General features: G+C 66.2%; 26 protein-coding genes. 24 read left to right on the plus strand and 2 right to left on the minus strand.

What is annotated here, in order from left to right; translation table 11 throughout:
* Positions 1-39 precede the first annotated feature (39 nt).
* The 10 genes from ACFQB0_RS04780 to ACFQB0_RS04825 all read left to right on the plus strand — a co-directional run bounded on the left by ACFQB0_RS04780 (position 40) and on the right by ACFQB0_RS04825 (position 9,674).
* Positions 40-579, plus strand: a complete 540-nt coding sequence (locus ACFQB0_RS04780; RefSeq protein ID WP_386728218.1) for a DUF1697 domain-containing protein — start codon at positions 40-42, stop codon at positions 577-579.
* 91 nt (positions 580-670) lie between these two features.
* Complete coding sequence (locus ACFQB0_RS04785) at positions 671-1,429, plus strand: YebC/PmpR family DNA-binding transcriptional regulator (RefSeq protein ID WP_386728221.1); 759 nt, start codon at positions 671-673, stop codon at positions 1,427-1,429.
* 12 nt (positions 1,430-1,441) lie between these two features.
* Complete coding sequence (gene ruvC / locus ACFQB0_RS04790) at positions 1,442-2,044, plus strand: crossover junction endodeoxyribonuclease RuvC (RefSeq protein ID WP_386729654.1); 603 nt, start codon at positions 1,442-1,444, stop codon at positions 2,042-2,044.
* Positions 2,041-2,667, plus strand: coding sequence for a Holliday junction branch migration protein RuvA (gene ruvA / locus ACFQB0_RS04795; protein WP_386728224.1), 627 nt, complete (start codon positions 2,041-2,043; stop codon positions 2,665-2,667). Before ruvC ends, ruvA begins: the two co-directional genes overlap by 4 nt.
* The gene (gene ruvB / locus ACFQB0_RS04800; protein ID WP_386728226.1) at positions 2,664-3,728 is read left to right on the plus strand and encodes a Holliday junction branch migration DNA helicase RuvB; all 1,065 of its coding nucleotides are present in this window, start codon (positions 2,664-2,666) and stop codon (positions 3,726-3,728) included. The genes ruvA and ruvB overlap by 4 nt, the downstream gene beginning before the upstream one ends.
* A 76-nt stretch (positions 3,729-3,804) precedes the next feature.
* Positions 3,805-4,224 carry a preprotein translocase subunit YajC gene (yajC, locus tag ACFQB0_RS04805; RefSeq protein ID WP_386728229.1) on the plus strand — a complete coding sequence of 140 codons (420 nt, stop codon included), beginning with the start codon at positions 3,805-3,807 and terminating at the stop codon, positions 4,222-4,224.
* 66 nt (positions 4,225-4,290) lie between these two features.
* Positions 4,291-6,030 (plus strand): protein translocase subunit SecD, encoded by a 1,740-nt coding sequence (gene secD, locus ACFQB0_RS04810; RefSeq protein ID WP_386728231.1) that lies wholly within the window; start codon positions 4,291-4,293, stop codon positions 6,028-6,030.
* Positions 6,030-7,049 carry a protein translocase subunit SecF gene (secF, locus tag ACFQB0_RS04815; protein ID WP_386728234.1) on the plus strand — a complete coding sequence of 340 codons (1,020 nt, stop codon included), beginning with the start codon at positions 6,030-6,032 and terminating at the stop codon, positions 7,047-7,049. Before secD ends, secF begins: the two co-directional genes overlap by 1 nt.
* The gene (locus tag ACFQB0_RS04820) at positions 7,046-7,399 is read left to right on the plus strand and encodes a rhodanese-like domain-containing protein (RefSeq protein ID WP_386728236.1); all 354 of its coding nucleotides are present in this window, start codon (positions 7,046-7,048) and stop codon (positions 7,397-7,399) included. The genes secF and ACFQB0_RS04820 overlap by 4 nt, the downstream gene beginning before the upstream one ends.
* A 22-nt stretch (positions 7,400-7,421) precedes the next feature.
* Positions 7,422-9,674 (plus strand): RelA/SpoT family protein, encoded by a 2,253-nt coding sequence (locus tag ACFQB0_RS04825; protein ID WP_386728239.1) that lies wholly within the window; start codon positions 7,422-7,424, stop codon positions 9,672-9,674.
* Positions 9,675-10,349: 675 nt separating this feature from the next.
* Here the strand turns inward: ACFQB0_RS04825 and ACFQB0_RS04830 are convergent.
* Complete coding sequence (locus ACFQB0_RS04830; RefSeq protein WP_386728241.1) at positions 10,350-11,582, minus strand: DUF349 domain-containing protein; 1,233 nt, start codon at positions 11,580-11,582, stop codon at positions 10,350-10,352.
* A gap of 113 nt (positions 11,583-11,695) precedes the next feature.
* A complete protein-coding gene (locus ACFQB0_RS04835) occupies positions 11,696-12,484 on the minus strand; it encodes a peptidylprolyl isomerase (RefSeq protein WP_386728244.1) in 789 nt (262 codons plus the stop codon).
* A 126-nt stretch (positions 12,485-12,610) separates the two neighbouring features.
* Between ACFQB0_RS04835 and ACFQB0_RS04840 the strand changes: the two genes are divergently transcribed.
* From ACFQB0_RS04840 to nusB, 14 genes are all read left to right on the plus strand, one after another.
* Entirely contained in the window at positions 12,611-13,939 is a 1,329-nt protein-coding gene (locus ACFQB0_RS04840) for a replication-associated recombination protein A (protein ID WP_386728247.1), read from the plus strand.
* Positions 13,940-14,145: 206 nt separating this feature from the next.
* A complete protein-coding gene (gene rpsD / locus ACFQB0_RS04845) occupies positions 14,146-14,775 on the plus strand; it encodes a 30S ribosomal protein S4 (RefSeq protein ID WP_386728250.1) in 630 nt (209 codons plus the stop codon).
* A 112-nt stretch (positions 14,776-14,887) separates the two neighbouring features.
* Positions 14,888-15,265, plus strand: coding sequence for a DUF948 domain-containing protein (locus ACFQB0_RS04850; RefSeq protein ID WP_386728252.1), 378 nt, complete (start codon positions 14,888-14,890; stop codon positions 15,263-15,265).
* A gap of 87 nt (positions 15,266-15,352) precedes the next feature.
* Positions 15,353-15,574, plus strand: a complete 222-nt coding sequence (locus ACFQB0_RS04855) for a hypothetical protein (protein ID WP_386728254.1) — start codon at positions 15,353-15,355, stop codon at positions 15,572-15,574.
* Positions 15,575-15,621: 47 nt separating this feature from the next.
* Entirely contained in the window at positions 15,622-18,285 is a 2,664-nt protein-coding gene (gene alaS, locus ACFQB0_RS04860) for an alanine--tRNA ligase (RefSeq protein WP_386728257.1), read from the plus strand.
* Positions 18,286-18,296: 11 nt separating this feature from the next.
* Positions 18,297-18,770, plus strand: a complete 474-nt coding sequence (gene ruvX, locus ACFQB0_RS04865) for a Holliday junction resolvase RuvX (protein ID WP_386728259.1) — start codon at positions 18,297-18,299, stop codon at positions 18,768-18,770.
* A 2-nt stretch (positions 18,771-18,772) separates the two neighbouring features.
* On the plus strand, positions 18,773-20,131 hold the full coding sequence (gene mltG / locus ACFQB0_RS04870; protein ID WP_386728263.1) for an endolytic transglycosylase MltG: 1,359 nt from the start codon (positions 18,773-18,775) through the stop codon (positions 20,129-20,131).
* Positions 20,124-21,023, plus strand: a complete 900-nt coding sequence (locus ACFQB0_RS04875) for a shikimate dehydrogenase (protein WP_386728266.1) — start codon at positions 20,124-20,126, stop codon at positions 21,021-21,023. Before mltG ends, ACFQB0_RS04875 begins: the two co-directional genes overlap by 8 nt.
* Positions 21,024-21,025: 2 nt before the next feature.
* On the plus strand, positions 21,026-22,234 hold the full coding sequence (gene aroC / locus ACFQB0_RS04880; protein ID WP_386728269.1) for a chorismate synthase: 1,209 nt from the start codon (positions 21,026-21,028) through the stop codon (positions 22,232-22,234).
* Complete coding sequence (locus tag ACFQB0_RS04885; RefSeq protein ID WP_386728271.1) at positions 22,221-22,757, plus strand: shikimate kinase; 537 nt, start codon at positions 22,221-22,223, stop codon at positions 22,755-22,757. The genes aroC and ACFQB0_RS04885 overlap by 14 nt, the downstream gene beginning before the upstream one ends.
* Positions 22,754-23,833, plus strand: coding sequence for a 3-dehydroquinate synthase (gene aroB / locus ACFQB0_RS04890; RefSeq protein WP_386728274.1), 1,080 nt, complete (start codon positions 22,754-22,756; stop codon positions 23,831-23,833). The genes ACFQB0_RS04885 and aroB overlap by 4 nt, the downstream gene beginning before the upstream one ends.
* 11 nt (positions 23,834-23,844) lie before the next feature.
* On the plus strand, positions 23,845-24,285 hold the full coding sequence (locus tag ACFQB0_RS04895) for a type II 3-dehydroquinate dehydratase (RefSeq protein ID WP_386728277.1): 441 nt from the start codon (positions 23,845-23,847) through the stop codon (positions 24,283-24,285).
* 111 nt (positions 24,286-24,396) lie between these two features.
* Positions 24,397-24,960, plus strand: coding sequence for an elongation factor P (efp, locus tag ACFQB0_RS04900; RefSeq protein WP_386728280.1), 564 nt, complete (start codon positions 24,397-24,399; stop codon positions 24,958-24,960).
* 68 nt (positions 24,961-25,028) lie between these two features.
* Positions 25,029-25,448, plus strand: coding sequence for a transcription antitermination factor NusB (nusB, locus tag ACFQB0_RS04905; RefSeq protein WP_386728283.1), 420 nt, complete (start codon positions 25,029-25,031; stop codon positions 25,446-25,448).
* Positions 25,449-25,552: the final 104 nt, after the last annotated feature.

The raw sequence follows: 25,552 nt of genomic DNA on the forward strand, positions 1-25,552 counted from the left end.
TCGGGGTCTTCCGGCCGATCGCGAGTCTAGGATGTCGCCATGACGAGATTCATCGCGTTGCTCCGTGGCGTGAACGTCGGCGGAATCACCGTCACGTCCGCCGAACTCGCCGAGCTCTTCCGCGGTCTCGGCTTCGACGACGTCCGCACCGTGCTCGCGAGCGGCAACGTGCGCTTCGACGTTCTGCCCTCAGAGGCAGGCGCAGAGGACACCGCAGCGCTCAAGCGGCGTATCGAGTCCGCCTTGCGCGAACGCTTCGGTTACGAGGCTTGGATCGTGCTCGTGAGTTCGGAGCAGCTGGCCGCCATCGTCGAGGGGTTCCCCTTCGATGCGAAACGCGAGGGGTGGCATCCCTATGTCTTGTTCTCCTCTGCCTCCGAGCCGCTCGAGGAACTGCTCGCGGCTGCGCCGATGCTTGACGACGATGACGTGATCGAACAGGGCGAGGGCGTGATCTACTGGCACAACCGCCGTGCTGTCGGCGTCGGCAGCGCGTTCAGCAAGCTCAGCGGCAAGGCGAGGTACCGGTCGTCGACGACCAATCGCAATCTGCGCACCCTGTGCAAACTGCTCGACTGAGGCCGGGCGAGGCGGCACGGGGAAAGCCCTGTCCTACAATGGCTAGGCAGATTGTGGCCATCGATCTGCGAGCACCGATAACAGGAGACGCATGTCTGGGCATTCCAAGTGGGCGACGACCAAGCACAAGAAGGCGGTCGTTGACGCACGCCGCGCGAAGTCGTTCGCGAAGCTCATCAAGAACATCGAGGTCGCCGCCAAGATGGGCGGAGCCGACTTGAGCGGCAACCCGACGCTGGTCGACGCCGTACAGAAGGCGAAGAAGACCTCGGTTCCCAACGACAACATCGATCGCGCCATCAAACGCGGAGCCGGACTCAGCGGCGAATCCGTCGAATACACCACGATCATGTACGAGGGCTATGCTCCGAGCGGCGTCGCCCTGCTCGTCGAATGCCTGACCGACAACAAGAACCGAGCCGCCGCCGAGGTGCGCACTGCGATGACCCGCAACGGCGGAACCATGGCCGATCCCGGTAGCGTCGCCTACAATTTCAACCGCAAGGGCCTCATCGTGGTCGCGCAGAACGGAAGTCTGACCGAGGACGATGTGCTCGGCGCGGTGCTCGACGCGGGAGCCGAGGAGGTTACGGACGAGGGCGAGGCCTTCGAGATCATCACCGAGCCGAGCGAGATGGTGGCGACTCGCGTCGCCCTCCAGAAGGCCGGCATCGACTACGACTCCGCGGATGTCGCGTTCGTGCCCTCGCTCAAGGTCGAGGTCGATGCGGAGACAGCGCGCAAGGTGCTGCGTCTCGTCGAAGCGCTCGAGGACTCCGATGACGTGCAGAATGTCTACAGCAACGTCGATCTGTCGCCCGAGGTTCTGGCTGAGCTCGAGGCCGAGTAGCAGCCGATGACGGTGCGGGTGCTCGGCATCGACCCAGGCCTCACCCGCTGCGGGGTCGGCATCGTCGATGTCGAACCCGACCGCACCGCGAAGCTCGTCGAGGTGACGGTCATCCGCTCCTCGCCTGATGCCCCCCTCGAGCGACGACTGCTCGAGGTCGGTGACGGCATCGCCGGGCTGCTCGACCGGCACAAGCCGGCGGCCGTCGCGATCGAGCGAGTTTTCGCGCAGCACAATCTGCGCACCGTCATGGGCACGGCCCAGATCAGCGGAGTCGCCCTGCATCTCTCCGCGCAGCGTGGCTTGGCTGTCGGCCTCCATACGCCGAGCGAGGTCAAGGCCGCGATCACCGGCTATGGATCGGCCGACAAGAGGCAGGTGGCGGCGATGGTGGCGCGCATCCTCGGTCTCGATGCGCCTCCGACTCCGGCGGATGCCGCCGATGCCCTCGCCCTCGCCCTGTGCCACGCCTGGCGAACAGGAGTCTCCGGTGGGACCCTGCCGACGGCAGGCGCCGCCGTGGACGACGCGGAGCTCACACCCGCTCAGAAGGCGTGGCGCGCCGCCGAGAGAAATGCCCGGGGGTCGGTGGTCCGCCGTAGTCTTGAGCGGTGATCTCTTCCGTTCGTGGCACCGTGCTCTCGGCACTCGGCAGCACCGTCGTCATCGAGGTCGGGGGAGTGGGACTCTCCGTCCAGGTCACCCCGGCCTGCGCCCTCGCCCTCCGTATCGGAGAACAAGCCAGACTGCACACCTCCCTCGTGGTGCGCGAGGACTCGCTCTCGCTCTTCGGATTCGTCACGGTCGACGAGCTCTCGGTGTTCGAGCTGCTCACCGGTGTCACGGGCGTCGGCCCGAAGTCTGCACTCGGCGTGCTCGCCGTGCTCAGCCCTGTTCAGGTCGGGCGTGCGGTCGCCGACGACGATGATGCGTCGTTCCGCAAGGTGAGCGGGATCGGTCCGAAGACCGCGAAGCTCATCGTGCTGTCGCTCGCAGGGAAGCTCGCGATCACCGCTCCACCGGCAACGGCCAGGTCGGCGGCTGCCGGCGCAGGGGTCGCAGACAAGGTGCTCGCGGCCCTCATCGGTCTCGGCTGGTCGGAGCGGGTGGCGGCGCAGGCCGTCGACGAGACGCTGGCCGAGGCGTCCGACACCGACAGGATCTCCGTTCCGGTCGTGCTTCGCCTCGCACTCGCACGGCTCGGGCCTGCGAAGCACTCCGCAGAGAGGAACGCATGAGCACCTCGGAGAACGGCATCGATCTCGGTGACATCGTCGAACTCACGAATCCGGCCCTCGAGTCGGATGTTGAACTCGCCTTCGAGGGCGCGCTGCGGCCTCGATCCCTCGGCGAGTTCGTCGGCCAATCCAAGGTGCGAGGACAGCTACAGCTCCTGCTGACCGCCGCGACGATGCAGCAGCGGACACCTGACCACATCCTGCTCGCCGGTCCGCCCGGCCTCGGCAAGACGACGCTCGCCATGATCGTCGCGCACGAGGGCGACCGACCATTGCGCATGTCGAGCGGTCCGGCCATCCAGCATGCGGGGGATCTGGCCGCCGTGCTGAGTTCGCTCGTTCCCGGTGAGGTGCTCTTCATCGACGAGATCCACCGCATGGCCCGCTCCGCCGAGGAGATGCTGTACCTCGCCATGGAAGACTTCCGCATCGACATCATGGTGGGCAAGGGCGCCGGTGCGACCTCCGTGCCCCTCGACCTGGCGCCGTTCACGCTCGTCGGGGCGACGACGCGCTCGGGGCTGCTGCCGAATCCACTGCGCGATCGGTTCGGGTTCACCGCTCATCTGGAATTCTACGACGAGGCCGAACTGGAACAGGTGCTGGCCAGGGCCGCGCAGCTGCTCGAGCTGACGATCGACCGCGAGGCACTCGCCGAGATCGCCGGCCGCTGCCGCGGGACGCCGCGAATAGCCAACCGACTCCTGCGGCGGGTCCGTGACTACGCGCTCGTGCATGGCGGCGGTGCGGGCGGCGCCGACGTGCACTCGGTAATGGCGGCGCTCGAGCTCTACGACGTCGACGCCCTCGGGCTTGACCGACTCGATCGTGCGGTCATGGAGACCATCCTCACCCGCTTCGGCGGCGGACCGGTCGGACTCAACACGCTCGCGGTGTCGGTCGGCGAGGAGTCCGAGACCATCGAGGCCGTGGTCGAGCCGTTCCTCGTGCGCATCGGGCTGCTCACCCGCACACCCCGCGGTCGCGTCGCGACCCCGCAGGCCTGGCGTCACTTCGGCCTTTCCGGCCCGGAGGCTGCCCTTACGCTTGATGACCTATAATTCAAGCTGGCTTACCAGAATCCCGCACTAGACTGATGCGGTTGTCGTGCCGCATACCGGAAGGTTCCATAGATTCATGCCTTTTGATCCGTTGACTCTGATCATGCTCGCCGTTCTGGCCCTGCTGATCTTCTTCATGTTCCGCAACAGCCGCAAGCGTCAGAAGGATGCCCAGGAGCTCCAGTCGAAGGTCGTCGCCGGCGCGAAGGTCATGACCAACTCCGGCGTCTTCGGAACCATCCTCTCGATCGACGAGGAAGACAACGAGGTGCTGCTCGAGTCGACTCCCGGAACGGTGCTCGCCGTGCACCGTCAGACGATCGCGCGGGTCGTCACCGCGACCGAGTCCGATGTCGATGACACGTCGCCGACCGTTGACACGGTCGGCGCGGGCGACGCCAAGGTTTTGGGCGAGCCCGAGTTCGGCGAGCGGATCGACGACGCCGACAGCGGTTCCAGCGACTCGACCATCAACGGCAAAAAGGCCGAAGACTAACATTCCCCCTTCCGTGCCTGTGCTGTGACGGCGCGGGCACGAACGTAGAAAGCTGAGTTCCCCGCGGTGGCAAAGTCGACCTCGGTCAAGAAGGCCTGGCGTTCCCTCACCTGGCTAGGCGTCATCGTCGTAGCCCTGTTCGCGGTCAACACGGCTGGCGTGCTCTGGGGCGGTGGATCGTGGACGCCGAAGCTTGCGCTCGACCTTGAGGGCGGCACACAGATCATCCTCGCCCCGAAGCTCGAGAGTGGCCAGACGGTCTCGCAGGAGCAGCTCAATCAGGCGGTTTCGATCATCCGTCAGCGTGTCGATGCCTCCGGCGTCTCCGAGGCGGAGATCAATACCCAGGGCGGCCAGAACATCGTCGTCGCGATCCCCGGGCAACTCGACGACGAATCCCGCAACCGTATCGAGTCTTCGGCGAAGCTCGAGTTGCGTCCCGTGCTCGTCGCGGGCGCGCCGACGAACCAGACGGTCGGCGGGGAAGGCAGCACGTCGACCCCGTCGCCGACGGTGGACCCGAGTCTGCCGAGCACACCATCGGTCAGCCCCACGAGCGGCAGCGACCTCAACTGGGTGACGCCTGCGTTGCAGGCGCAGTACGGGACCTTCAACTGCGCTTCGACGCAAGCCGCCACTGCGAATGCCGCACCGTCGGACAAGCCCCTCGTCACCTGTGATGTGACGGGGACCATCAAGTACCTCCTCGGTCCGGTCGAAGTGCGCGGTGAGAACATCACCAATGCGAGCAACGGTCAGGAGACCACGCAGTCCGGCGCGACGACCGGCCGCTGGGTCATCAACCTCACTTTCGACGACCAGGGCACCAAGGACTTCGCGGCGGTGAGCACGCGACTCTACGGACTCAAGGCCCAGCCGCCGCTCGACCAGTTCGCGTTCGTCCTCGACGGCCAAGTCCTCTCCGCTCCGAAGATGAACGGCGTCATCACCGACGGAAAGCCGACGATCTCCGGACAGTTCACGCAGGAGTCGTCGAAGGCCCTGGCGGACCAGCTCAAGTTCGGCGCGTTGCCGATCAGCTTCACCGTGCAGAGCTCCGACACGATCTCGGCGACCCTCGGCTCCTCTCAGCTGCAGAGTGGTCTCATCGCGGGTCTCATCGGACTCATCCTCGTCGTGATCTACACCTTGTTCCAGTATCGGCTGCTCGGCCTCGTGACGATCGCCTCTCTCGTGGTCGCCGCCGTTCTGACCTACCTCGTCATCACGATCCTGTCATGGCGCGAGGGCTACCGTCTTTCGCTCGCAGGCGTCGCCGGCTTGATCGTCGCGATCGGATTCACGGCGGACTCGTTCATCGTGTACTTCGAACGTGTCCGAGACGAACTGCGCGACGGGCGGGGGCTCCCCTCGGCCGTCGAAGCCGGCTGGAGGCGCGCGGTGCGCACGATCTACGCCTCGAAGGCCACGAACCTCCTCGCAGCCGTCGTGCTGTTCATCATCGCCGTCGGCAATGTGCGAGGCTTCGCCTTCACGCTCGGGATCACGACCGTCATCGACGTGCTCATCGTCATCCTGTTCACCCACCCGATGCTGCAACTGCTCGCCCAGACCACGTTCTTCGGCAGCGGACATCCGCTCTCAGGACTCGACCCGTCCGCGCTCGGCGCGGTGTACCGCGGACGCGCGGAGTTCCGTAAGCCGACCTCCGTTCCGGCGAGCAAAGCCGCGTCGAGTGCACGGGAGGCGGCGAAGCGTCAGACGATCGCCGAACGTAAGGCGGCAGAGCTCGCCGGGGTTACCTCGTCGGGCGACGATATCTCGAAGAACGGAGGGGAGTCCTGATGGCCAGCAGGCTGACCACTTTCGGCAACGACCTCTATACGGGAAAGCGTTCGTTCAACTTCGTCGGGAAGCGTCGCACCTGGTACACGATCATCGGCGTACTCATCATCGCCGCGGTCCTGGTACCCGTGCTCAAGGGCGGCTTCAACTTCGGCATCGAGTTCCGCGGTGGATCGCAGTTTCAGATCACGAATGTCACGAATGCCCAGCAGGGGCCTGCCGAGGCCGCCGTCGCGTCCGTCGCACCCGACGCGGTCGCCCGCGTGACCACTGTCGGCGACAGCGGGGTGCGGGTGCAGACCGACCAGCTCACGCAGGACGAGACCCGGGAGGTCGCCGCGGCGCTCGGCACCGCCTATCAGGTGCCCGACTCCGAGGTCGCGTCCTCGTTCATCGGACCGGTGTGGGGTGCGGACGTCACCCGCCAGACGATCCAGGGCCTCGTCGTCTTCCTGCTGCTGGCCGCGATCGGCATGGCGCTGTACTTCCGTACCTGGAAGATGTCGCTCGCCGCGATCATCGCGCTCATGGCCGACCTCGTCGTCACTTCGGGCGTCTATGCGGCCACCGGCTTCGAGATCACTCCAGCCGCGATCATCGGCATCCTGACGATCCTCGCATACTCGCTCTACGACACGGTCGTCGTCTTCGACAAGATCCGTGAGAATACGGCTGAGGACGGCTCCGAATCCAAGCGCACCTTCGCCGAGTCGGTGAATCTGGCCGTGAATCAGACGCTCGTGCGCTCGATCAATACCAGCGTCGTGGCAGCCCTTCCAGTCGCTGCGATCCTCTTCATCGGAGCGTTCGTACTCGGCGCGGACACTCTGCGCGACATCTCGCTTGCCCTGCTCATCGGCATCCTCGTCGGCACCTGGTCGACCGTGTTCCTCGCCGCCCCGCTCTATTCGCAGCTGCGTGAAGGCGAGGCTGTGATCGGCAAGCACGATAAGAAGGTGCTCTCCGCTCGTGCTCGTGCGACGGATATCGCCCGGTCCGCGGAGGAGATCACCGCGTGAGCCAGGCCCTGCCCGGTCGCTCGCCGTCGGAGAGCGAGATCTCCGTTGAGGAGGCGATCGGGCGGGTCGCGGCCGGCGACGGCTGGCTCCTCGATGTGCGGGAACCGCACGAGTGGCGTTCCGCCCACGCGCCGGACGCCCACCACATTCCCATGAGCGAGCTCCTGTCCCGCCAGGACGAGCTGCCGGACGATGAGACGATCTACGTCATCTGCCACGTCGGAGGGCGCTCGCGTTCCGTCACCGACGCCCTGCTAGCCGCGGGGTACCCCGCCGTCAACGTCGCGGGTGGGATGCTCGCCTGGCATGCGGCCGATGGACCGGTTCTCAGCCTCGACGAGGATAATTGAGTATCGAACGGGAGGTGGAGAGATGACAGAGACCACGTCGTCCACCGCGTCCCTGCGGCGCCTCGTGCCGCGCATCTTCTCGAAAGCACAACCGGCCGGCGCCGTCGACACGCTCGTGCGCACGGTGCGGATGCATCATCCGAGGGCCGACATCGCGGTCATCGAGCGTGCGTACTCCGTCGCGGAGCGGGCGCACGACGGCCAACTGCGTCGCAGCGGAGAACCCTACATCACGCATCCGCTCGCCGTCGCCCAGATCCTCGCCGATCTCGGCATCGGATTCAAGACGGTCGCTGCCGCGCTCCTGCACGACACAGTGGAGGACACCGACTACACCCTCGACCAGGTGCGTGCCGATTTCGGCGATGAGATCGCCATGCTCGTCGACGGCGTCACCAAGCTCGACAAGGTCAAGTACGGCGACAGCACCCAGGCCGAGACCGTCCGCAAGATGATCGTGGCGATGTCCAAAGACATCCGCGTGCTCATCATCAAGCTCGCCGACCGCTTGCACAACGCCCGCACCTGGGGCTTCGTGCCCGCGGAGTCCGCCGCCCGCAAGGCGACCGAGACCCTTGAGATCTACGCGCCGCTCGCGCATCGCCTCGGGATCCAGACGATCAAGTGGGAACTCGAAGACCTCTCGTTCGCCGTGCTCTACCCCAAGCTCTATGCCGAGATCGAGAGCCTGGTCAGGCAGCGCACTCCGCAACGCGAGGAGTTCGTGCAGCAGGTCATCGACGCGGTCAACGAAGACCTCAAGGCCGCGAAGATCCGGGGCAAGGTCGTCGGACGGCCAAAGCAGTACTATTCGATCTACCAGAAGATGGTGTTGCGCGGACGGGACTTCGACGAGATCTACGACCTCGTCGGCATCCGGGTGCTGGTCAACTCGGTGCGCGACTGCTATGCGGTCCTCGGCGCGATCCACGCGCGTTGGACGCCGCTACCGGGTCGCTTCAAAGACTACGTCGCGACACCCAAGTTCAACCTCTACCAGTCCTTGCACACGACCGTGCTCGGGCCGCACGGGCGCCCCGTCGAGCTGCAGATCCGCACCCAGGAGATGCACCAGCGCGCCGAGTTCGGTGTCGCGGCACACTGGAAGTACAAGGAGCAGGTCAACGGCGGAAAGACGTCGAGTTCGGTGGCCCAGAACGACACCGACATGGCCTGGCTCGCGCACATCTCCGACTGGCAGGCCGAGACGGCCGACCCCGGCGAGTTTCTCGACTCGCTCCGGTACGAGATCGGGGCGAAAGAGGTTTACGTCTTCACGCCCAAGGGCCGAGTCATCGGTCTTCCGTCAGGGGCCACACCGGTCGACTTCGCCTATGCCGTGCACACCGAGATCGGGCACCGCACCATGGGCGCAAAGGTCAACGGGCGGCTGGTGCCTCTGGAGAGCACGCTCAATAGCGGCGATGTCGTCGAGGTGTTCACCTCGAAGAACCCCGACTCCGGACCGAGCCAGGATTGGCTCAACTTCGTCAAGAGCCCTCGGGCCCGCAATAAGATCCGGCAGTGGTTCACCAAGGAGCGTCGCGACGAGGCGATCGAGCAGGGGCGGGACGCCATCGCGCGGGCCATGCGCAAGCAGAATCTTCCGCTGCAGAAGCTCATGAACCAGGACTCCTTCGCCGAGGTCGCCGCACAGATGAAGTACGTCGACGTCTCGGCGCTCTACGCGGCCGTCGGGGAGGGCCATGTCTCGACCCAATCGGTTCTCGAGAAGGTCGTCGCCTCTGTGCAGACGGTCGAAGAGGGCGACGGACCCGAGATCGCGATCGCCTCGAAGGGGCGCACCTTGCAGTTGCGGGCGAGCGACTCCGGTGTGCTCGTGCGTGGGGCACCCGACATCCTCGTCAAGCTCGCGCGATGCTGCACTCCTGTGCCCGGCGACAAGATCGTCGGCTTCGTCACCCGGGGCTCCGGCGTGTCCGTTCATCAGGCCGACTGCCACAACGTGCAGTCGCTGCTCAAGGAACCCGAGCGCATGATCGAGGTCGAATGGGCTCCGACGTCAAAGAGCTTGTTCCTGGTGCAGATCCAGATCGAAGCCCTCGACCGGGCCGGATTGCTCTCGGATGTCACCCGGGTGCTGTCGGAGCACCACGTCAACATCCTCTCCGCCAATGTGTCGACATCAAACGAACGATTGGCGCTCAGCCGATTCGTGTTCGAGATGGGGGATACGCGGCATCTGGACCGCGTGCTCAACGCGGTGCGCCGTATCGACGCCGTCTACGACGTCTACCGCGTCAGCGACGGTTGAGCGCTCCGCGGAGCGCCCATCGGCCAGGAGCGCAGTCGCCACCTCGATCCTGGCGAGGGCGAGTGTCGCATGAGGGAGCTTGCCTCGCAAACGTACAGCGGCCTCGCAGGCCGCGGGAGGGAGCTTCGCGACGCGCAGGAGCCCTGCGACGGCGGTGATCGCCCTCTGCTCGTCGAGCGTCGCATCCCGCGCGAGGTCGAGCACGGTGCGCAGCGGTGTCGTCACCGCCATTCCTGCGAGCGATGCGATGTCGCCGGGGGCGACGACGAGTTCGCGCACGGAGAACCGTGGCGAGAACGGAACCCGCACCCGAAACGTCGTGTCGATCGCGAGACGATGCCGAGTAGGCGCGGATGCCGCAGCGCCGTGCACCCAGGCCGCGCTCAGATGCTCGACGAAGGTACCGTGCGGGGCGATGAGCCCGATCGCCCGAGCCCGGGCCTCGGAGGAGTCGGGCACGTCGACGGGGCAGAAGCCGTCGCCGAGGCGATAGACCTCGCCGTCGAGCCGCGAGGCACACAGCTCGGCGATCGCGAGATCCCGGGCGTCGAGAACGAAGGGGAGTCGTTGCGGCATCCGGCAATGATGCCGCCGCGCACGGTGCCGTCGCCGCTTCACCACCCGGACTGTGTGCAAACGCCGACGGCCTACGCCTGTGGAGAGCGACCGGACCGACTACTGTCCGATCGCCTTGAGCCAGGCCTTCCGGGCTTCGAGGGCCTCGGAGGCGGCAGCGATGGCAGCCTGGTCGCCGACGGTCCGCGCATCGGCGAGTTCCTTCTCGAGCTTGGAGATAGCGTCCTCGAGCTGGCCGGCGAGTCCCTCTGCGCGTGCCTTGGTCTCCGGATTGTTACGCTTCCAGTGCTCGTCGTCGAGTTGGCGCACGTGACTTTCGACCTTGCGCAGACGCTCCTCGACGGCCTTGACCTGGTCGCGCGGAATCTTGCCCGCCTCGTCCCAGCGACGCTGGATCGAGGTCAGGGTCGCACGGGCCTTTGTCCTGTCATTCTCGCCGAGGATCGTCTCGGCCTCGGACAGCAGCGCGAGCTTGACGGCGAGATTGGCCGAATATTCCTCGTTCTCCTTCGCGTCGATCTCCGACTTGGCGGCATAGAGCACGTCGCCGGCGGCTTTGAACCGCGCCCAGAGCGCGTCGTCCTGCTTCTTGCCCGCACGGCCGGCGAGCTTCCACTCGTCGAGTAGGGTGCGATAGCTCGGCACACCGTCCGCGCCACGCGAAGCGAGGGCCTCGGCCTGGTCGATCAGGCGTTGCTTGCGCGTACGGACGTCCTTGTGGGCGGTGTCGAGCTCGGCGAAGAAGACCTTGCGGTGCTGCTCGATCGTCGTGCGGGCTGCCCTGAAACGTTTCCACAGCTCGTTGGCCTCGCCTTTGGGCAGGCGCGGACCGTCGTGCTGGTGCGCCTGCCAGCGGACGAAGAGTTCGTCGAGCGTCGCGGTCGCCTGCTTCCACTGGGTCTTGGCTGGATCGCCCGAGGCGAGCTTCTCGGCCTCCTCGACGATCGCGACGCGTTCAGCGATGGCCGCGTCGACGAGGGCTCTCGCTTCGGCGCTCTGCTGCTCGGTGAGCTCGGTCACGGTTCCGCCGAGCGCCTCGAGCCGTGTCTTCAACGCGGCGAGGTCGCCGACGGCGTTCGCGGTCTCGAGAGTGGCACTGAGACTCGCGACGGCCTTGGAGATGTCCGCAGCCGGGGCACCGCTCTTGGCGCGCTGCTCGAGGAGCGTCACCTGGCCGGCGAGTTCGGTGAACTTGCGCTCGAAGTAGGCGAGCGCCTCTTCGGCGGTCCCGTCGGGATACTGGCCGACCGCGCGTTCGCCGGATGCCTCGCGCACGAACACGGTGCCCGTCTCGTCGACGCGACCCCACGATTGCTGTTCTGCTGGAGCCAAGAGCCTCACCTTGCTGTATCCATCGGCCACCGGTCGGTGGCCACACCGGCATAAGCCTATTCCACCCTCTGCGGGGAGCCTGCGCTTGCTATCCAACCGTTACGCTCCACCCGTTACTGCAGAGTGAAGCCTGTGATCGTCACCGGCACGGCGGGTTTGCCGTCGCGCGCGCCTTCCTGCACACCGGCATCGGTGATCTGCGTTTTGAGCTGGTCGAGACCACTCGTGACCTTGCCGAGGATCGTGTAGCCGCCGGCCGCGTCGGATGGGATCGTCGTGTCGTCGTAGACGACGAAGAACTGGCTGCCCATGCTGTAGGCGCTGCCGCCCTGTCGAGCCATGGCGATCGTTCCCGCAGGGTAGAGATTGTCCGCCGGTGCGTTCTCGATCGGTCCGTAGCTGTAGCCCGGGCCGCCCGTGCCATCGCCGACCGGGTCGCCGCACTGCAGCACGAAGAAGCCGCCGTTGGTGAGCCGGTGGCAGCTGACGCCGTTGTAGAAACCGTTCTGGGCGAGGCTGATCGTCGACGAGACGCCTTGCGGTGCCGCGGCACCGTCGAGTTCGATGCCGAGCGGCACATCGTTGAGGGTGAGTGTTCCCGTCCAGCTGCGGTTCGCGGCGAGATCGCTCGACGGCACGTCGCCGGTGTTCTGACCACCGGCGCCGGGGGTCGGGGTCGGCGTCGCGGTGTCCGTGGGGACGGCTTCGGGCGTGCCAGGGCCGCCGTTGAAGAAGAACAACTGCGCGCCTGTCGCGAGCACAAGCACGGCAGCGAGCGCGACGCTCGCGATCACGTTGTCGCGGATGCGCCGCCTCGTGCGGTGCTGATGCACGGACTGCCGGGCCTGGTAGGCGCGCAGACGCGCACGCGCCTCACGGTCCTGCTTGTTGTTCGATGCCACGCTTCTCCCTGGGGTCGGATCACGTTGAACTCTACGCAACCATCCGTTGGGCGGACAAATGCGTCTTCGAGGGCACCCGATCGACGTGGATGCGAGCCTGTCGGCTGCGGCAACTACGCTGAAGGCATGGTGGATCCGGGGCCTGGACTGCGTGGTGGTGCCACGCCGCTCGCCGTGCGCATGCGGCCGAAGAGCCTCGACGAGGTTGCGGGTCAGAGGCACCTGCTCACCCCTGGCTCTCCGCTCGTCGCACTCGCGAGTGACAAGACGGGGGAGCGCGGCTCCGTCTCGGTGATCCTGTGGGGTCCTCCCGGCACGGGCAAGACCACTCTCGCGCAGGCGATCGCTCACAGCTCAGGGCGACGATTCGTCGAATTGTCGGCTGTGTCGGCCGGTGTGCGCGATGTGCGCCAGGTGATGGAAGAGGCCATGTCTACCCGCGACCTCTATGGGGTGTCGACGGTGCTGTTCCTCGACGAGATCCACCGTTTCTCGAAAGCGCAGCAGGATGCTCTGCTACCCGGTGTCGAGAACGGATGGGTGATCCTCGTCGCTGCGACGACCGAGAACCCCTCGTTCTCGGTGATCTCGCCACTGCTCTCGCGTTCGCTCCTGCTCACGCTCGAGCAGCTCAGCGACGACGATCTCGGCACCGTTGTCGATCGTGCGGTGGTCGACCCGCGTGGCCTGGCCGGAAGATTCGTGCTCGATCCCGAAGCGCGTGCCGCGATCATCAGGCTCGCCTCCGGCGATGCGAGGCGTGCGCTCACCGCTCTCGAGGCGGCATCCGTCTCGGCGGGAACGCTCCCCACTGTCGAGCCCGTCATCACCGCAGAACTCGTCGCTCTTGCCGTCGATCGGGCCTTGCTGCGTTACGACCGCAACGGCGACGAGCACTACGACGTCATCAGCGCGTTCATCAAGTCGGTGCGAGGCTCAGACGTCGACGCCTCGCTGCACTACCTCGCCCGCATGATCGAGGCGGGCGAGGACCCGCGTTTCATCGCACGCCGCATCATCGTGCTCGCCTCGGAGGACATCGGCATGGCTGATCCGCAGTCGCTCGTGGTCGCCGTCGCTGCAGCGGACGCCGTGCAGTTCATTGGCATGCCGGAAGGGCGCATCCCGCTCGCGCAGGCGGTCGTGCATCTCGCGACGGCACCCAAGTCCAACGCTTCCTATCTGGCGATCGACAAGGCGATCGCCGACGTACGATCTGGCAAGATCGGCCGGGTGCCAAAACACCTGCGCGACGGCCACTATCCTGGGGCGAAGCGGCTCGGTCACGGCAAGGGTTATCAGTACCCGCACGACGACGAACTCGGGGTCCTGCGGCAGCAATACCCGCCCAACGAGTTGCGGGATGCCCGTTATTACGAGCCGACGGAGCACGGCAACGAGCGCGAGGTGACCGCAAGGCTGGCCAAGCTGCGCCGCATCGTGCGTGGCGAGTGACGTGCCGCCCACCTCCGAGCGGTTGCGAGGCTGTGCTAAGCTTTCAGCGGCCTAAAGCCTGATTTTTGCGTGCGGCTGCGCGGATCTCCGGCACAAGGGGCAGACCTGTAGCCGGTCGATCCCCGTGGCGAGCCCCTCTTACTTTCCCGGCGTGCATTCGTGCGTGCCGGTCATGCATCGTTTGAGTTCCATTTCGAAAGGAAACCGTGTCTACGAAGTCACGTACCCGCAGCAAGACCCGTCTCTCGCGTTCCCTTGGCATCGCTCTCACCCCGAAGGCGGCCAAATACCTCGAGAAGCGCCCATACGCTCCCGGTGAGCACGGTCGCACCAAGCGCAAGGCCGATTCGGACTACGCCGTTCGTCTGCGTGAGAAGCAGCGTCTGCGCGCCCAGTACGGCATCCGTGAGAAGCAGTTGAAGATCGCCTTCGAGGAGGCCCGCCGCACCCAGGGACTGACCGGTGAGAACCTGGTCGAACTCCTCGAGATGCGCCTCGACGCCCTCGTGCTCCGCGCCGGTTTCGCCCGCACCACCGCGCAGGCCCGGCAGATGGTCGTGCACCGTCACATTCTCGTCGACGGCCAGCTCGTCGACCGCCCATCTTTCCGCGTGAAGCCGGGACAGCTCATCCACGTCAAGGCTCGCAGCGAGAGCACCGAGCCCTTCCAGGTCGCCGCAGCAGGCGGACACGTCGATGTCCTGCCCAAGACCCCCGGCTACCTTGAGGTCGAGCTCGACAAGCTCCAGGCGCGACTCGCGCGCCGCCCGAAGCGTGCAGAGGTCCCCGTGACCTGTGAAGTCCAGCTCGTCGTCGAGTACTACGCGGCCCGCTAGATCTGTGCCTGCGTAAGCATCTGAACTACGCTGGAGGGCGGATCATCCTCGGATGGTCCGCCCTTTGCAGTCAATCAATGCATGCTGTACACGGAATGGATGGTGTTTGTTCATGTCGGGTGGAGACATCGCGGGTCTGATCGCGGCCGGCGTGTTCGCCGTGCTCGTCGGCCTGCTCGCCATCCCGCTCGTCAAGCTCGGTGGGGTGCTCGACGAGACCCGCGCGGCCATCAGAGCGACCGCCGAGAACGTCACCCCTCTTCTCGAAGAGACAACCGTCACCGTGCGGGAGACGAACAAGCAACTCGCCCGTGTCGACATCATCACGAGCAACGTCGCGGATGTGACGGGCAATGTATCGGCGCTCGTCGCGCTCTTCGCGGCGACCGTCGGTGGTCCGCTCATCAAGCTCGCAGGCTTCACCGCCGGGGTGAAGGCCGTATTCCGTGCCGCGGAACCGAGCAAACCCCGCGGATCGCGCCGTCGCTGAGCCGTGCCCGCCGAACCCCGCCGTCGAACCCCGCCGTCGAACCGATACTGTTGAACTGAACCACCGGAAACCTCAGGGAGCACTGTAATGAAGAGCGTGTTTTGGCTGATAGTCGGCGTCGCTGCCGGATTCGTCCTTGCCCACCGGGTCGACAAGACCCAGCAAGGCAAACAGTTCTTCGGCAACCTCGACGCGAAGGCGAAAGAGTTCGGGGCCGCCGTCGCCGACAGCTACCACAAACGTGAGGCCGAGCTTCGCTCCGCCATCGGCGATACGGAGGACGCCGTCGACGACCTGGGCAAGAACTAGCCACTCGTCGTCCGCTCGGCGACACCATCACTCGTAGTACGGAACCCATGCAGACTGCTGAAATTCGTCGGCGCTGGCTCGACTTCTTCGCGGAGCGCGGCCATACCGTCGTGCCATCCGCCTCTCTCGTCAGCGACGACCCCACCCTGCTCTTCACCGTTGCCGGCATGGTGCCGTTCGTGCCCTATCTCACCGGTCTCGTTCCCGCTCCGTATCCGCGGGCGACGAGCGTGCAGAAGTGCATCAGAACCAATGACATCGACGAGGTCGGCAAGACGCCGCGCCACGGCACCTTCTTCCAGATGAACGGCAATTTCTCCTTCGGCGACTACTTCAAAGAGCATGCGATCGCGTACGCATGGGAGCTCCTCACTTCGAGCGAGTCCGAAGGGGGCTACGGCTTCGACGAGAAGGACCTGTGGGTCACGGTCTACAAGGAGGACGACGAGGCCATCGAACTGTGGAAGCGGATCGCGGGTCTTCCGAGCGAGCGCATCCAGGCCCTCGACAAGGACACGAACTACTGGCATACCGGCCAGGCCGGTCCGGGCGGGCCTTGCTCGGAGATCTTCTTCGATCGCGGTCCTGCCTACGGCATCGACGGCGGTCCGGCGACCGACGACGACCGCTACGTCGAGATCTGGAACCTCGTCTTCATGCAGTACCTGCTCGACGAGGTGCGCAGCAAGACCGATTTCCGCGTCGTGCGAGAACTGCCGAAGAAGAACATCGACACCGGCATGGGGCTCGAGCGTGTCGCGTTCCTCAAGCAGGACGTCGAGAACATGTACGAGATCGACCAGGTGCGTCCTGTGCTCGACCGTGCTGCCGAGCTCTCCGGCCGCCGCTACGGTGCCGATCACGACGATGACGTGCGCATGCGCGTCATCGCAGACCACGTGCGTTCCTCGCTCATGCTGCTGGGCGACGGGGTCACCCCATCGAACGAAGGGCGCGGATACATCCTGCGTCGGCTCATGCGTCGCAGCGTGCGCGCCATGCGTCTGCTGGGCGTCGACACCGCGACCTTCCCCGAGCTCTTCTCCGCGTCGCGGGACGCGATGAGTTCGGCCTATCCCGAAGTCAAGTCCGACTACGACCGCATCAGCCAGAGTGCGTACGGAGAGGAGGAGGCGTTCTTGCGAACCCTCGCCGCCGGCACCACGGTGCTCGACCTGGCTGTGGCCAAGACCAAGCGGGAGGACAGGGCACAGCTCCCGGGTGGCACGGCGTTCCTGCTGCACGATACCTATGGGTTCCCGATCGACCTTACGCTCGAGGTCGCCGAGGAGGCCGGTCTCTCGGTGGATCGGACGGCTTTCGACACCCTCATGGCCGAGCAGCGGGCACGGGCGAAGGCCGACGCAAAGGCCAAGAAGACGGCTCTCGCGGATCTCTCGGTGTACAGCGCATTTCGTGCCAGGGGCGAGACCGTGTTCACGGGCTACGAGCTGTTGCAGACCGAGTCGACCGTGCTCGGCCTCATCGTCGACGGGCAGTCCGTCGTGAGCGCCGTCGCGGGGGAGATCGCGGAGGTCATCCTCGCGGAGACCGCCCTCTACGCTGAGGCCGGTGGTCAAGAGGCGGATTCCGGTCTCATCGTTGGACCCGGCTATGAGCTCGAGGTGCTGGATGTCCAGAAGCCTGTGAAGGGCCTCATCAGCCATCGCGTACAGGTGCGCTTCGGCGAGGTCGGAGTAGGCGATGCCGCCACGAGTGTCGTCGACGAGGACTGGCGGCGCGGTGCCCGCCAGGCGCACTCCGGCACCCACATCATCCATGCGGCTCTTCGCCAGGTGCTTGGCCCCAACGCGCACCAGTCCGGCTCTTACAACAAAGCAGGCTATCTGCGACTCGACTTCTCCTGGAATCAGGGGCTGTCGGCCGAGACCCGCAGCGAGATCGAGGAGATCTCGAACAATGCGATCCGCGACAACCTCGAGGTCGTGACCAGGGAGATGCCTCTCGACGAGGCACGCTCTCTCGGCGCGATGGCGCTCTTCGGCGAAAAGTACGGAGACATCGTGCGGGTCGTCGACATCGGGGGCCCCTGGTCGCGCGAGCTCTGTGCGGGCACGCATGTTTCGACGAGTGCCGAGATCGGCATGATCAACCTCGTGAGCGAGTCGTCCGTCGGTTCCACCAATCGCCGCGTCGAGTCGCTCGTCGGTATCGAGGCGTTCCGCGATCTCACGGCCGAGCGCGCCCTCGTCTCGCAGCTCACCTCGAGTCTCAAGACGCCACGTGAGAAGCTCGCGGACCGCGTCGGCGAGCTCGTGCTCAACCTCAAGGCCGCAGAGAAGAAGATCGCGGCGTACGAGGCACGCGCGCTGACCGACCGTGTGCCGACGCTCCTCGGGAAGGCGAGCGATGCTGGGCCTGTGACGCTCGTGGCTGAATCCCTCGGCTCCCTCGGTTCGCCCGACGAGCTGCGGATGCTCGTCACGACCGTGCGCGAGCGACTCGGCTCGGCTCCTGCCGTTATCGCGCTCGCGGCCGAGGTCGGCGGCAAGCCCGTCGCGATCACCGCGACGAATCAGGGTGCTCGCGACGCGGGTATCAAAGCCGGCGAGCTCGCGCGCACGATGGCGAGCATCCTCGGCGGCGGAGGCGGCGGCAAAGACGACCTCGCGCAGGGCGGCGGCTCCGACCTCTCCGCCATCCCCAATGCCCTCGCGGCCGTGAACGCGGCCGTGCGGTCGGCGGCGTAGCGGTATTTGGCGTGCGTCACGGGGTGAGGCTGGGTGTCGACGTCGGCACCGCCAGGATCGGACTCGCCCGGTGCGACTCGCGCGGCATGCTGGCGACGCCCGTCGAGACGGTCCAGCGCGATCGGCGCGGCGCGGCGGTCGACGTGACCAGGATTGCCGCGGTATGCCGAGAGCTCGAAGCGATCGAGATCATCGTCGGCCTGCCGCTTGCCCTCTCCGGCTCGCACACGGCTTCGACGGCGGATGCCACCGGGTTCGCCGAAAGCCTCCAGCGTGTCGTTCCCGTTCCTGTGAGGCTCGTCGATGAGAGATTGTCGACGGTGACCGCTCAGTCGGCCCTGCGGTCGTCCGGAAAGAAGGCGAAGGCGCATCGCCCAGTCATCGACCAGGTTGCGGCGGTTATCATATTGCAGCATGCTCTCGACACCGAGCGTGCTTCGGGCAAACCACCCGGTTCAGCCGTCAACCCGAATGAAGGATCTTGACAGTGTCGCATCTTTCGCCCCGTGAGCAGGGCGAGCCGACAGCCGTCGGTTCCGGCCCGATCCCGGGAGCGCCTCTCTCGCGGCGTGCGGCACGCGAGGCCGAACGGGCGGGCCGTGCCGCGGCGCCGGCGCAAGGGCCGCTGCCGACCGGCCCGGCTGCCGATCCCATCTCCGCTCTGATCACAGGAGAGTCGGCGACGCAGCGAACCGGCCAGACGACATTCTCGACGGGACCGACCGCGACACGCGTGGAACGACGCGCCCATGCCGCGGTCGCCTACCCGCCGCGCGAGAAGAGGCGCAAGGGCCCCTGGGGCTGCCTCATCGTCCTGCTGGTCGTCATCGGCCTCATGGTCGGCGGGTACTTCGCCGTACAGGGACCGTTGCAGCGGCTCTTCACCGCGGCCCTAGGTCCCGAGGACTACGAGGGCGCCGGAACGGGGCAGGTCGAGGTGACAATCGCCGAGGGCGAGATCGGTGAGGACATCGCCAGGACCCTCGTCGAAGCCGGCGTCACGAAGTCGTTCGAAGCGTTCTACGATCTGCTGGTGAAACAGGCCACACCACCCGTCTTCCACCCCGGTGTGTATAGACTCGCCGAAAAGATGAGTGCCAGGGATGCGCTCGCCGCTCTGAGGGATCCCGCGAACAAGCTCGAGAACGCCGTGCTGGTCCGCGAGGGCGAGGTCGCGGCCGACGCACTGGCGAGTCTCGCGGAGGGAACGGGGCTTCCGCTCGAAGAGGTCCAAGCTGTGGCAGCGGATGTCGCATCATTCGGACTCCCGGCCGAGGCCACGAGTCTCGAGGGATTCCTCTTCCCCGCGACGTACATCTTCCTTCCAGGCACGACAGCCCACGACGCGATCAAGACCCTCGTCGATCGCCAGTTCCAGGCGCTGGACCAGGCCGGGGTCGCACCGGAAGACCGGTGGAAGACGATCGTGCTCGCCTCGCTCATTCAGAAGGAGGCAGGCATACGAGAGGACTACTACAAAGTCTCCCGGGTCTTCCTCAACCGCCTCGACCCGAGCCAGTGGGACAGCGGGCTGCTGCAATCGGACGCGACCGTCGCTTACGGCACCGGGAACGCGCACCGCGTCAAGACGACGGATGCGGAGCGTGCCGATGCCGGAAACGCCTACAACACCTACGTGCACACGGGATTGCCGGTCGGACCGATCTCCAACCCTGGCGACCTCGCGATCGACGCGGCGCTGCATCCGGCGGACGGTTCGTGGCTCTTCTTCGTGACGTGGAATCTCGACACGGGTGAGACGATCTTCTCGACGACCTCGGAGGAGCATGACGCCGCGGTGGCGAAGTGGCTCGAGTGGATGGGCCAGCACCCTGAATATGGTTGACCAGGACACGACCGAGGACGGCGCGACGATCACCGGTGACCGCCTTGCGGTGCTCGGCTCGCCGATCGCGCACTCCCGATCGCCGCGACTGCATGCGGCGGCCTACGCCGTGCTCGGGCTGCCTTGGGAGTACTCGGCGGTCGAGGTCTCGTCCGAGCGTCTTCCCGCCTTCATCGGCGGACTCGACGACGACTGGCGTGGCCTCTCCCTGACGATGCCGCTCAAGCAGGCCGTGCTGCCCGTGCTGCACGAGACGGACCGCATGGCGCGACTCACGGGCGGCGTCAACACCGTGCTGTTCCAGGGGACGGGACGGGCGCGAACGCTCCATGGTTTCAACACGGACGTCTCGGGAATCGTGCGCTCGCTCGCCGAGACCGGCACGACTCGGGTCGATCACGTGCAGATTCTCGGCGGCGGCGCGACGGCGGCCTCTGCACTCGCCGCTGCGGCCGAGCTGGGGGCCGAGAGCGTACAGGTCTCGATGCGCGCGCCGAGCAAGGCCGGCACCCTGGTGGGACTCGGCCATGAGCTCGGGCTCATCGTGAGCATCGGGAGCCTCGCGGCGGCGGGCGAGCCGCCCCTCGCTCCCCAGCTCGTGATCAGCACACTGCCGGGCGGAACGGAAACGGGCGTCGTCTTCCCTGCCGAGCTGCGCGCCGCGTCGGTGCTGCTCGATGTCGCCTACGAGCCCTGGCCAAGTGAGCTCGCCCGCGACTGGCAGGATGCCGGGGGTGTTGTGGTGTCCGGGTTGGGGATGCTGCTGCATCAGGCCCTGTTGCAGGTGCGGATCTTCGTGTCGGGCGACTCCTTCCAAGCGTTGCCGAACGAGGTGGCCGTGCTTGCCGCCATGCGCGAATCGCTGACCGCCGAGGCTGTGGAAGGATGGTGAGCATGCTTCGTTGGCTCACTGCCGGAGAATCCCACGGTCCGGAACTCATCGCCGTGCTCGAGGGTCTCCCCGCCGGAACCCCGGTCACCCGTGACGGCATCCGTGCCGATCTCGCTCGCCGCAAGCTCGGCTACGGTCGTGGGGCGCGGATGAAGTTCGAGCAGGACGAGCTCGATATCTCCGGTGGCGTGCGGCATGGCCTCACTCTCGGCAGCCCGGTCGCCCTGCGCATCGGCAACACCGAATGGCCCAAGTGGGTCGACGTGATGAACCCTGACCCGGTCGACTCCACGGCGCTGTCGCGCGGTCGCGGCGCTCCGCTCACCCGCCCCCGCCCCGGTCACGCCGACCTCGTCGGCATGCAGAAGTACGGCTTTGACGAGGCGCGACCTGTGCTCGAGCGAGCCAGCGCTCGTGAGACCGCCGCCAGAGTAGCGCTCGGCGCCGTCGCCCGGGCGTTCCTGGCCGAACTGGGCATCCGCCTTGTCAGTCATACTCTCTCGATCGGCCCTGTTCGCGTTCCGGAAGGCAGCCCGCTTCCGTTGCCGGACGATGTCGAGCGACTGGACGCCGACCCCCTGCGGTGCTTCGACGAGGCGACGAGTGCCCTCATGGTCGCAGAGGTGGACGCGGCCCACAAGGACGGCGACACGCTCGGCGGTGTCGTCGAGGTGCTGGCCTATGGGCTTCCGCCGGGCCTGGGTTCGCATGTGCACTGGGATCGTCGGCTCGACTCCCAGCTCGCCGGAGCGCTCATGGGCATCCAGGCCATCAAGGGCGTTGAGGTCGGCGACGGCTTTCTCACGACCACCCGCCGCGGTTCCGAAGCGCACGACGAGCTCTTCATGGCCGACGACGAGATCACCCGCTCGAGCGACAGAGCCGGCGGAACAGAAGGCGGCATGAGCACGGGCACGGTCCTGCGCGTGCGAGCAGGAATGAAGCCCATCGCCACGATCCCGCACGCGCTGCGCACCGTGGACGTCGCGACGAGCGAGGCCGCCCCCGCGCACCATCAACGTTCGGATGTCTGCGCCGTTCCGGCCGCAGGCGTCGTCGCCGAGGCGATGGTCGCGCTCACCCTCGCCAACGCGGTGCTCGAGAAGTTCGGCGGGGATTCCGTGACCGAGACGAGGCGCAATCTCGTGTCGTACCTCGAGAACATCCCAGGGAGTCTCAAGACCGGTCGTTCGGGTCATGCCGTCGGCTGACGCGGCAGAGCCTCTCTTCCCGCTCGTCATCATCGGCCCGATGGCCGCTGGCAAGACGAAGATCGGTCGTCGGGTGGCGCGGGTGCTCGAACTGCCGTTCATCGACACCGACAAACGCATCGCCGTGCAGAACGGGCCGATCTCTGAGATCTTCGATCGGGAGGGTGAGGACTACTTTCGGGTGCTCGAGCGCGAGGCCGTCGTCGAGGCGCTCGCGGAGGAGGCCGTCGTCTCGCTTGGAGGGGGAGCGGTACTGCACGTGGGGACGCAGGCCGATCTGGCCGAGGCGTCCGTCGTCCTGCTGACGGTGTCAGCCGAGGCCGTTCAACGCCGTCTCAGCGGCTCTGGCCGTCCGTTGCTCGACGCCGAATCGCGGTCCGAGGCAACGGAACGGTGGCAGCGCATCCTCGATGAGCGAATGCCGGTCTACGAGTCGCTCGCCGATGTCAGATTCGACACCTCGTCGCGACCGATCGCGGCCATCGCCGACGACATCGTGGCCTGGGTGAGGGGGAGATCGTGAGCGAGGCCACGACGATCATCAGCGTTGTGGGTGAGCCCGGCTACGACGTCCTCGTCGGGCGGGGCCTCCTCGACAGCATCGCAGAACATCTCGGCGCCGGAGTCGCCAAGGTGCTCATCGTGCACACCGCCACCCTCGGAGCGAAGGCCGTAGCCATGCGCGAGAGCTTGCTCGGACGCTATGAGGTGCTGCTCGCAGAGGTTCCCGACGCCGAGACCGGAAAACGGGTGGAGGTCGCGGCGTTCTGCTGGCAGATCATGGGCCAGGCCGACTTCACCCGCAGCGATGCCGTGATCGGCTTCGGCGGCGGAGCGGTCACCGACCTCGCGGGATTCGTCGCGGCCACCTGGTTGCGCGGGGTGAAGCTGATCCAGGCACCGACCTCCGTGCTCGGGATGGTCGATGCTGCCGTCGGAGGCAAGACCGGCATCAACACGAACGAGGGCAAGAACCTTGTCGGTGCGTTCTATGCTCCGGCAGCGGTGCTGTGCGACCTCGACACGCTCGACACGCTTCCCCGCAATGAGATCCTCGCGGGCTTCGCAGAGATCGTGAAGGCAGGCTTCATCTACTACCCTGAGATCCTCGACATCGTCGAAGCGGATGTCGACGCGGCGACCGATCCGACGCAGCAGCAGTTCCGCCGCGTCGTCGAGTTGGCGATCGACATGAAAGCGCGGGTCGTCGGCGAGGACTTCACCGAACAGGGCCTGCGGGAGATCCTCAATTACGGCCACACTCTGGGCCATGCGATCGAGCATACGGAACGCTATCAATGGCGCCACGGCGCCGCGATCTCGGTGGGCATGGTGTTCGCGGCGGAGCTCGGACGCCTCACGGGTTCGCTCTCCGACGAGATCGTCGACAGGCACCGGCGCATCCTCGAGTCGCTCTCCCTCCCGGTGAGCTACCCCGTCGGACGTTGGAACACGCTCCTCGCCACCATGCAGCGCGACAAGAAGACCCGCGGGAGCATGCTGCGCTTCATCGTGCTGGACGATCTCGCTCGCCCGAGCGTCCTCGCCGGGCCGGAGACGTCGCTGCTGTTCGCCGCCTACCAGGAGATCGGAAGCTAGGCTCGATGCCTATGACGACTGTTCTCGTGCTGAACGGCCCCAATCTCGGCCGGCTCGGCTCCCGTGAGCCCGATGTGTACGGTTCCGCGAGCCTCGACGATCTTCGCGCGATGCTCGCCGCATCCGTGCCGGACAACGTCGCGATAGAACTGCGGCAGACCGACGACGAGGCCGAGCTCGTGCGCTGGCTGCACGGGGCCGTCGACTCGCGCACTTCTGTGGTGCTCAACCCGGCCGCGTTCACACACTACAGCTACGCTCTGCGGGATGCGGCGGCTCTCGTCACCAAGGCCGGGCTGCAGCTCATCGAGGTGCACATCTCCAATCCGCACGCCCGTGAGACGTTCCGGCACACGAGCGTCATCAGCGGGGTGGCGACGGGTGTCATCGCCGGTCTCGGCTTCGACTCCTACCGTTTGGCCGTCGACCACATTCTGCGATCAGCGGCCTGACCGCTAAACTTCCTGAGCGCGCACAATATGCTCGAGCCTGCGCAGAAGCAGCGTGAATGGCCGGGCGGCGTTCTCAACTCGCACCGCATCAACCGAACGGATCACATCTCTATGGCTTCTACCGCAGACATCAAGAACGGCGTCGTGCTCAAGATCGATGGACAGCTCTGGACCGTGATCGAGTTCCAGCATGTCAAGCCGGGCAAGGGCGGTGCCTTCGTGCGGACCAAGATGAAGAACGTCATGACGGGCAAGGTCGTCGACAAGACCTACAACGCCGGTGCCAAGATCGAGACCGAGAACGTCGATCGCCGCGACTTCACCTACCTCTACGCCGACGGCGACTCCTTCGTGTTCATGGATGCCACCGACTACGACCAGGTGAGCATCCCCGCGGCGATCGTCGGCGACGCGGCGAACTTCCTGCTCGAGAACCAGGCCGTCACGGTCGCGCTCAACAACGGCAACCCGCTCTACGTCGAGCTTCCGGCGTCCGTCGTCCTCGAGATCACCTACACAGAGCCCGGTCTGCAGGGCGACCGCTCGACCGGCGGCACGAAGCCCGCGACGGTCGAGACCGGTTACGAGATCCAGGTTCCGCTGTTCCTGGAAGCCGGCACCAAGGTCAAGGTCGACACGCGCACGGGCGACTACCTGGGCCGAGTCAACGACTAGCCCGTGCTCGTGAAATCAGGACTCATGACGCCCAGGGCGCCGATCAGCCGACCGAGAAGAGCAGGCCTTTGAGCGCTCGCACCAAGGCCCGCAAACGCGCGCTCGACGTTCTGTACTCTGCGGATGTCCGTCGGATCACCATCGCCGAGTCGCTTGCGGCCGAGGCGGAGCGCGCCGTCAACGAGCCGCAGCGTGAGTCCTCGTGGCTCTACGCGCGTGAAATCGTCGATGGCGTCGTCGACCACCAGACGGAGATCGACGAGCTCATCGAGACCTACGCGCAGGGATGGACCTTGCACCGCATGCCCGCCGTCGACCGCGCCTTGCTGCGCATCGGCATCTGGGAGATCCTGCACAACGACGAAGTACCGGATGGCGTCGCCATCTCAGAGGCCGTCGAGGCCGCGACCGTGCTATCGACCGACGACTCCGCTGGTTTCATCAACGGACTGCTGGCCAAGATCTCGCAGGTCAAACCCGGCGCGTGACCGCTGGACGCCTTGTGCGACCTACACGACCGGGACGGTCGCATCGATGACAGCGGGCCAAACACGAGGGCATGGGCTGGCGCGTGGGATGTCGGTGGTCCCTG

The sequence above is a fragment of the Luethyella okanaganae genome (genome assembly GCF_042660285.1).
Lineage (GTDB): Bacteria > Actinomycetota > Actinomycetes > Actinomycetales > Microbacteriaceae > Luethyella > Luethyella okanaganae.

Coding starts and splice junctions, on each gene's coding strand:
- ACFQB0_RS04780 (WP_386728218.1), top strand. CDS start 40: ATGACGAGATTCATCGCGTTGCTCCGTGGCGTGAACGTCGGCGGAATC.
- ACFQB0_RS04785 (WP_386728221.1), top strand. CDS start 671: ATGTCTGGGCATTCCAAGTGGGCGACGACCAAGCACAAGAAGGCGGTC.
- ruvB (WP_386728226.1), top strand. CDS start 2,664: ATGAGCACCTCGGAGAACGGCATCGATCTCGGTGACATCGTCGAACTC.
- yajC (WP_386728229.1), top strand. CDS start 3,805: ATGCCTTTTGATCCGTTGACTCTGATCATGCTCGCCGTTCTGGCCCTG.
- secF (WP_386728234.1), top strand. CDS start 6,030: ATGGCCAGCAGGCTGACCACTTTCGGCAACGACCTCTATACGGGAAAG.
- ACFQB0_RS04825 (WP_386728239.1), top strand. CDS start 7,422: ATGACAGAGACCACGTCGTCCACCGCGTCCCTGCGGCGCCTCGTGCCG.
- ACFQB0_RS04840 (WP_386728247.1), top strand. CDS start 12,611: ATGGTGGATCCGGGGCCTGGACTGCGTGGTGGTGCCACGCCGCTCGCC.
- ACFQB0_RS04850 (WP_386728252.1), top strand. CDS start 14,888: ATGTCGGGTGGAGACATCGCGGGTCTGATCGCGGCCGGCGTGTTCGCC.
- ACFQB0_RS04855 (WP_386728254.1), top strand. CDS start 15,353: ATGAAGAGCGTGTTTTGGCTGATAGTCGGCGTCGCTGCCGGATTCGTC.
- alaS (WP_386728257.1), top strand. CDS start 15,622: ATGCAGACTGCTGAAATTCGTCGGCGCTGGCTCGACTTCTTCGCGGAG.
- ACFQB0_RS04875 (WP_386728266.1), top strand. CDS start 20,124: ATGGTTGACCAGGACACGACCGAGGACGGCGCGACGATCACCGGTGAC.
- aroC (WP_386728269.1), top strand. CDS start 21,026: ATGCTTCGTTGGCTCACTGCCGGAGAATCCCACGGTCCGGAACTCATC.
- ACFQB0_RS04885 (WP_386728271.1), top strand. CDS start 22,221: ATGCCGTCGGCTGACGCGGCAGAGCCTCTCTTCCCGCTCGTCATCATC.
- ACFQB0_RS04895 (WP_386728277.1), top strand. CDS start 23,845: ATGACGACTGTTCTCGTGCTGAACGGCCCCAATCTCGGCCGGCTCGGC.
- efp (WP_386728280.1), top strand. CDS start 24,397: ATGGCTTCTACCGCAGACATCAAGAACGGCGTCGTGCTCAAGATCGAT.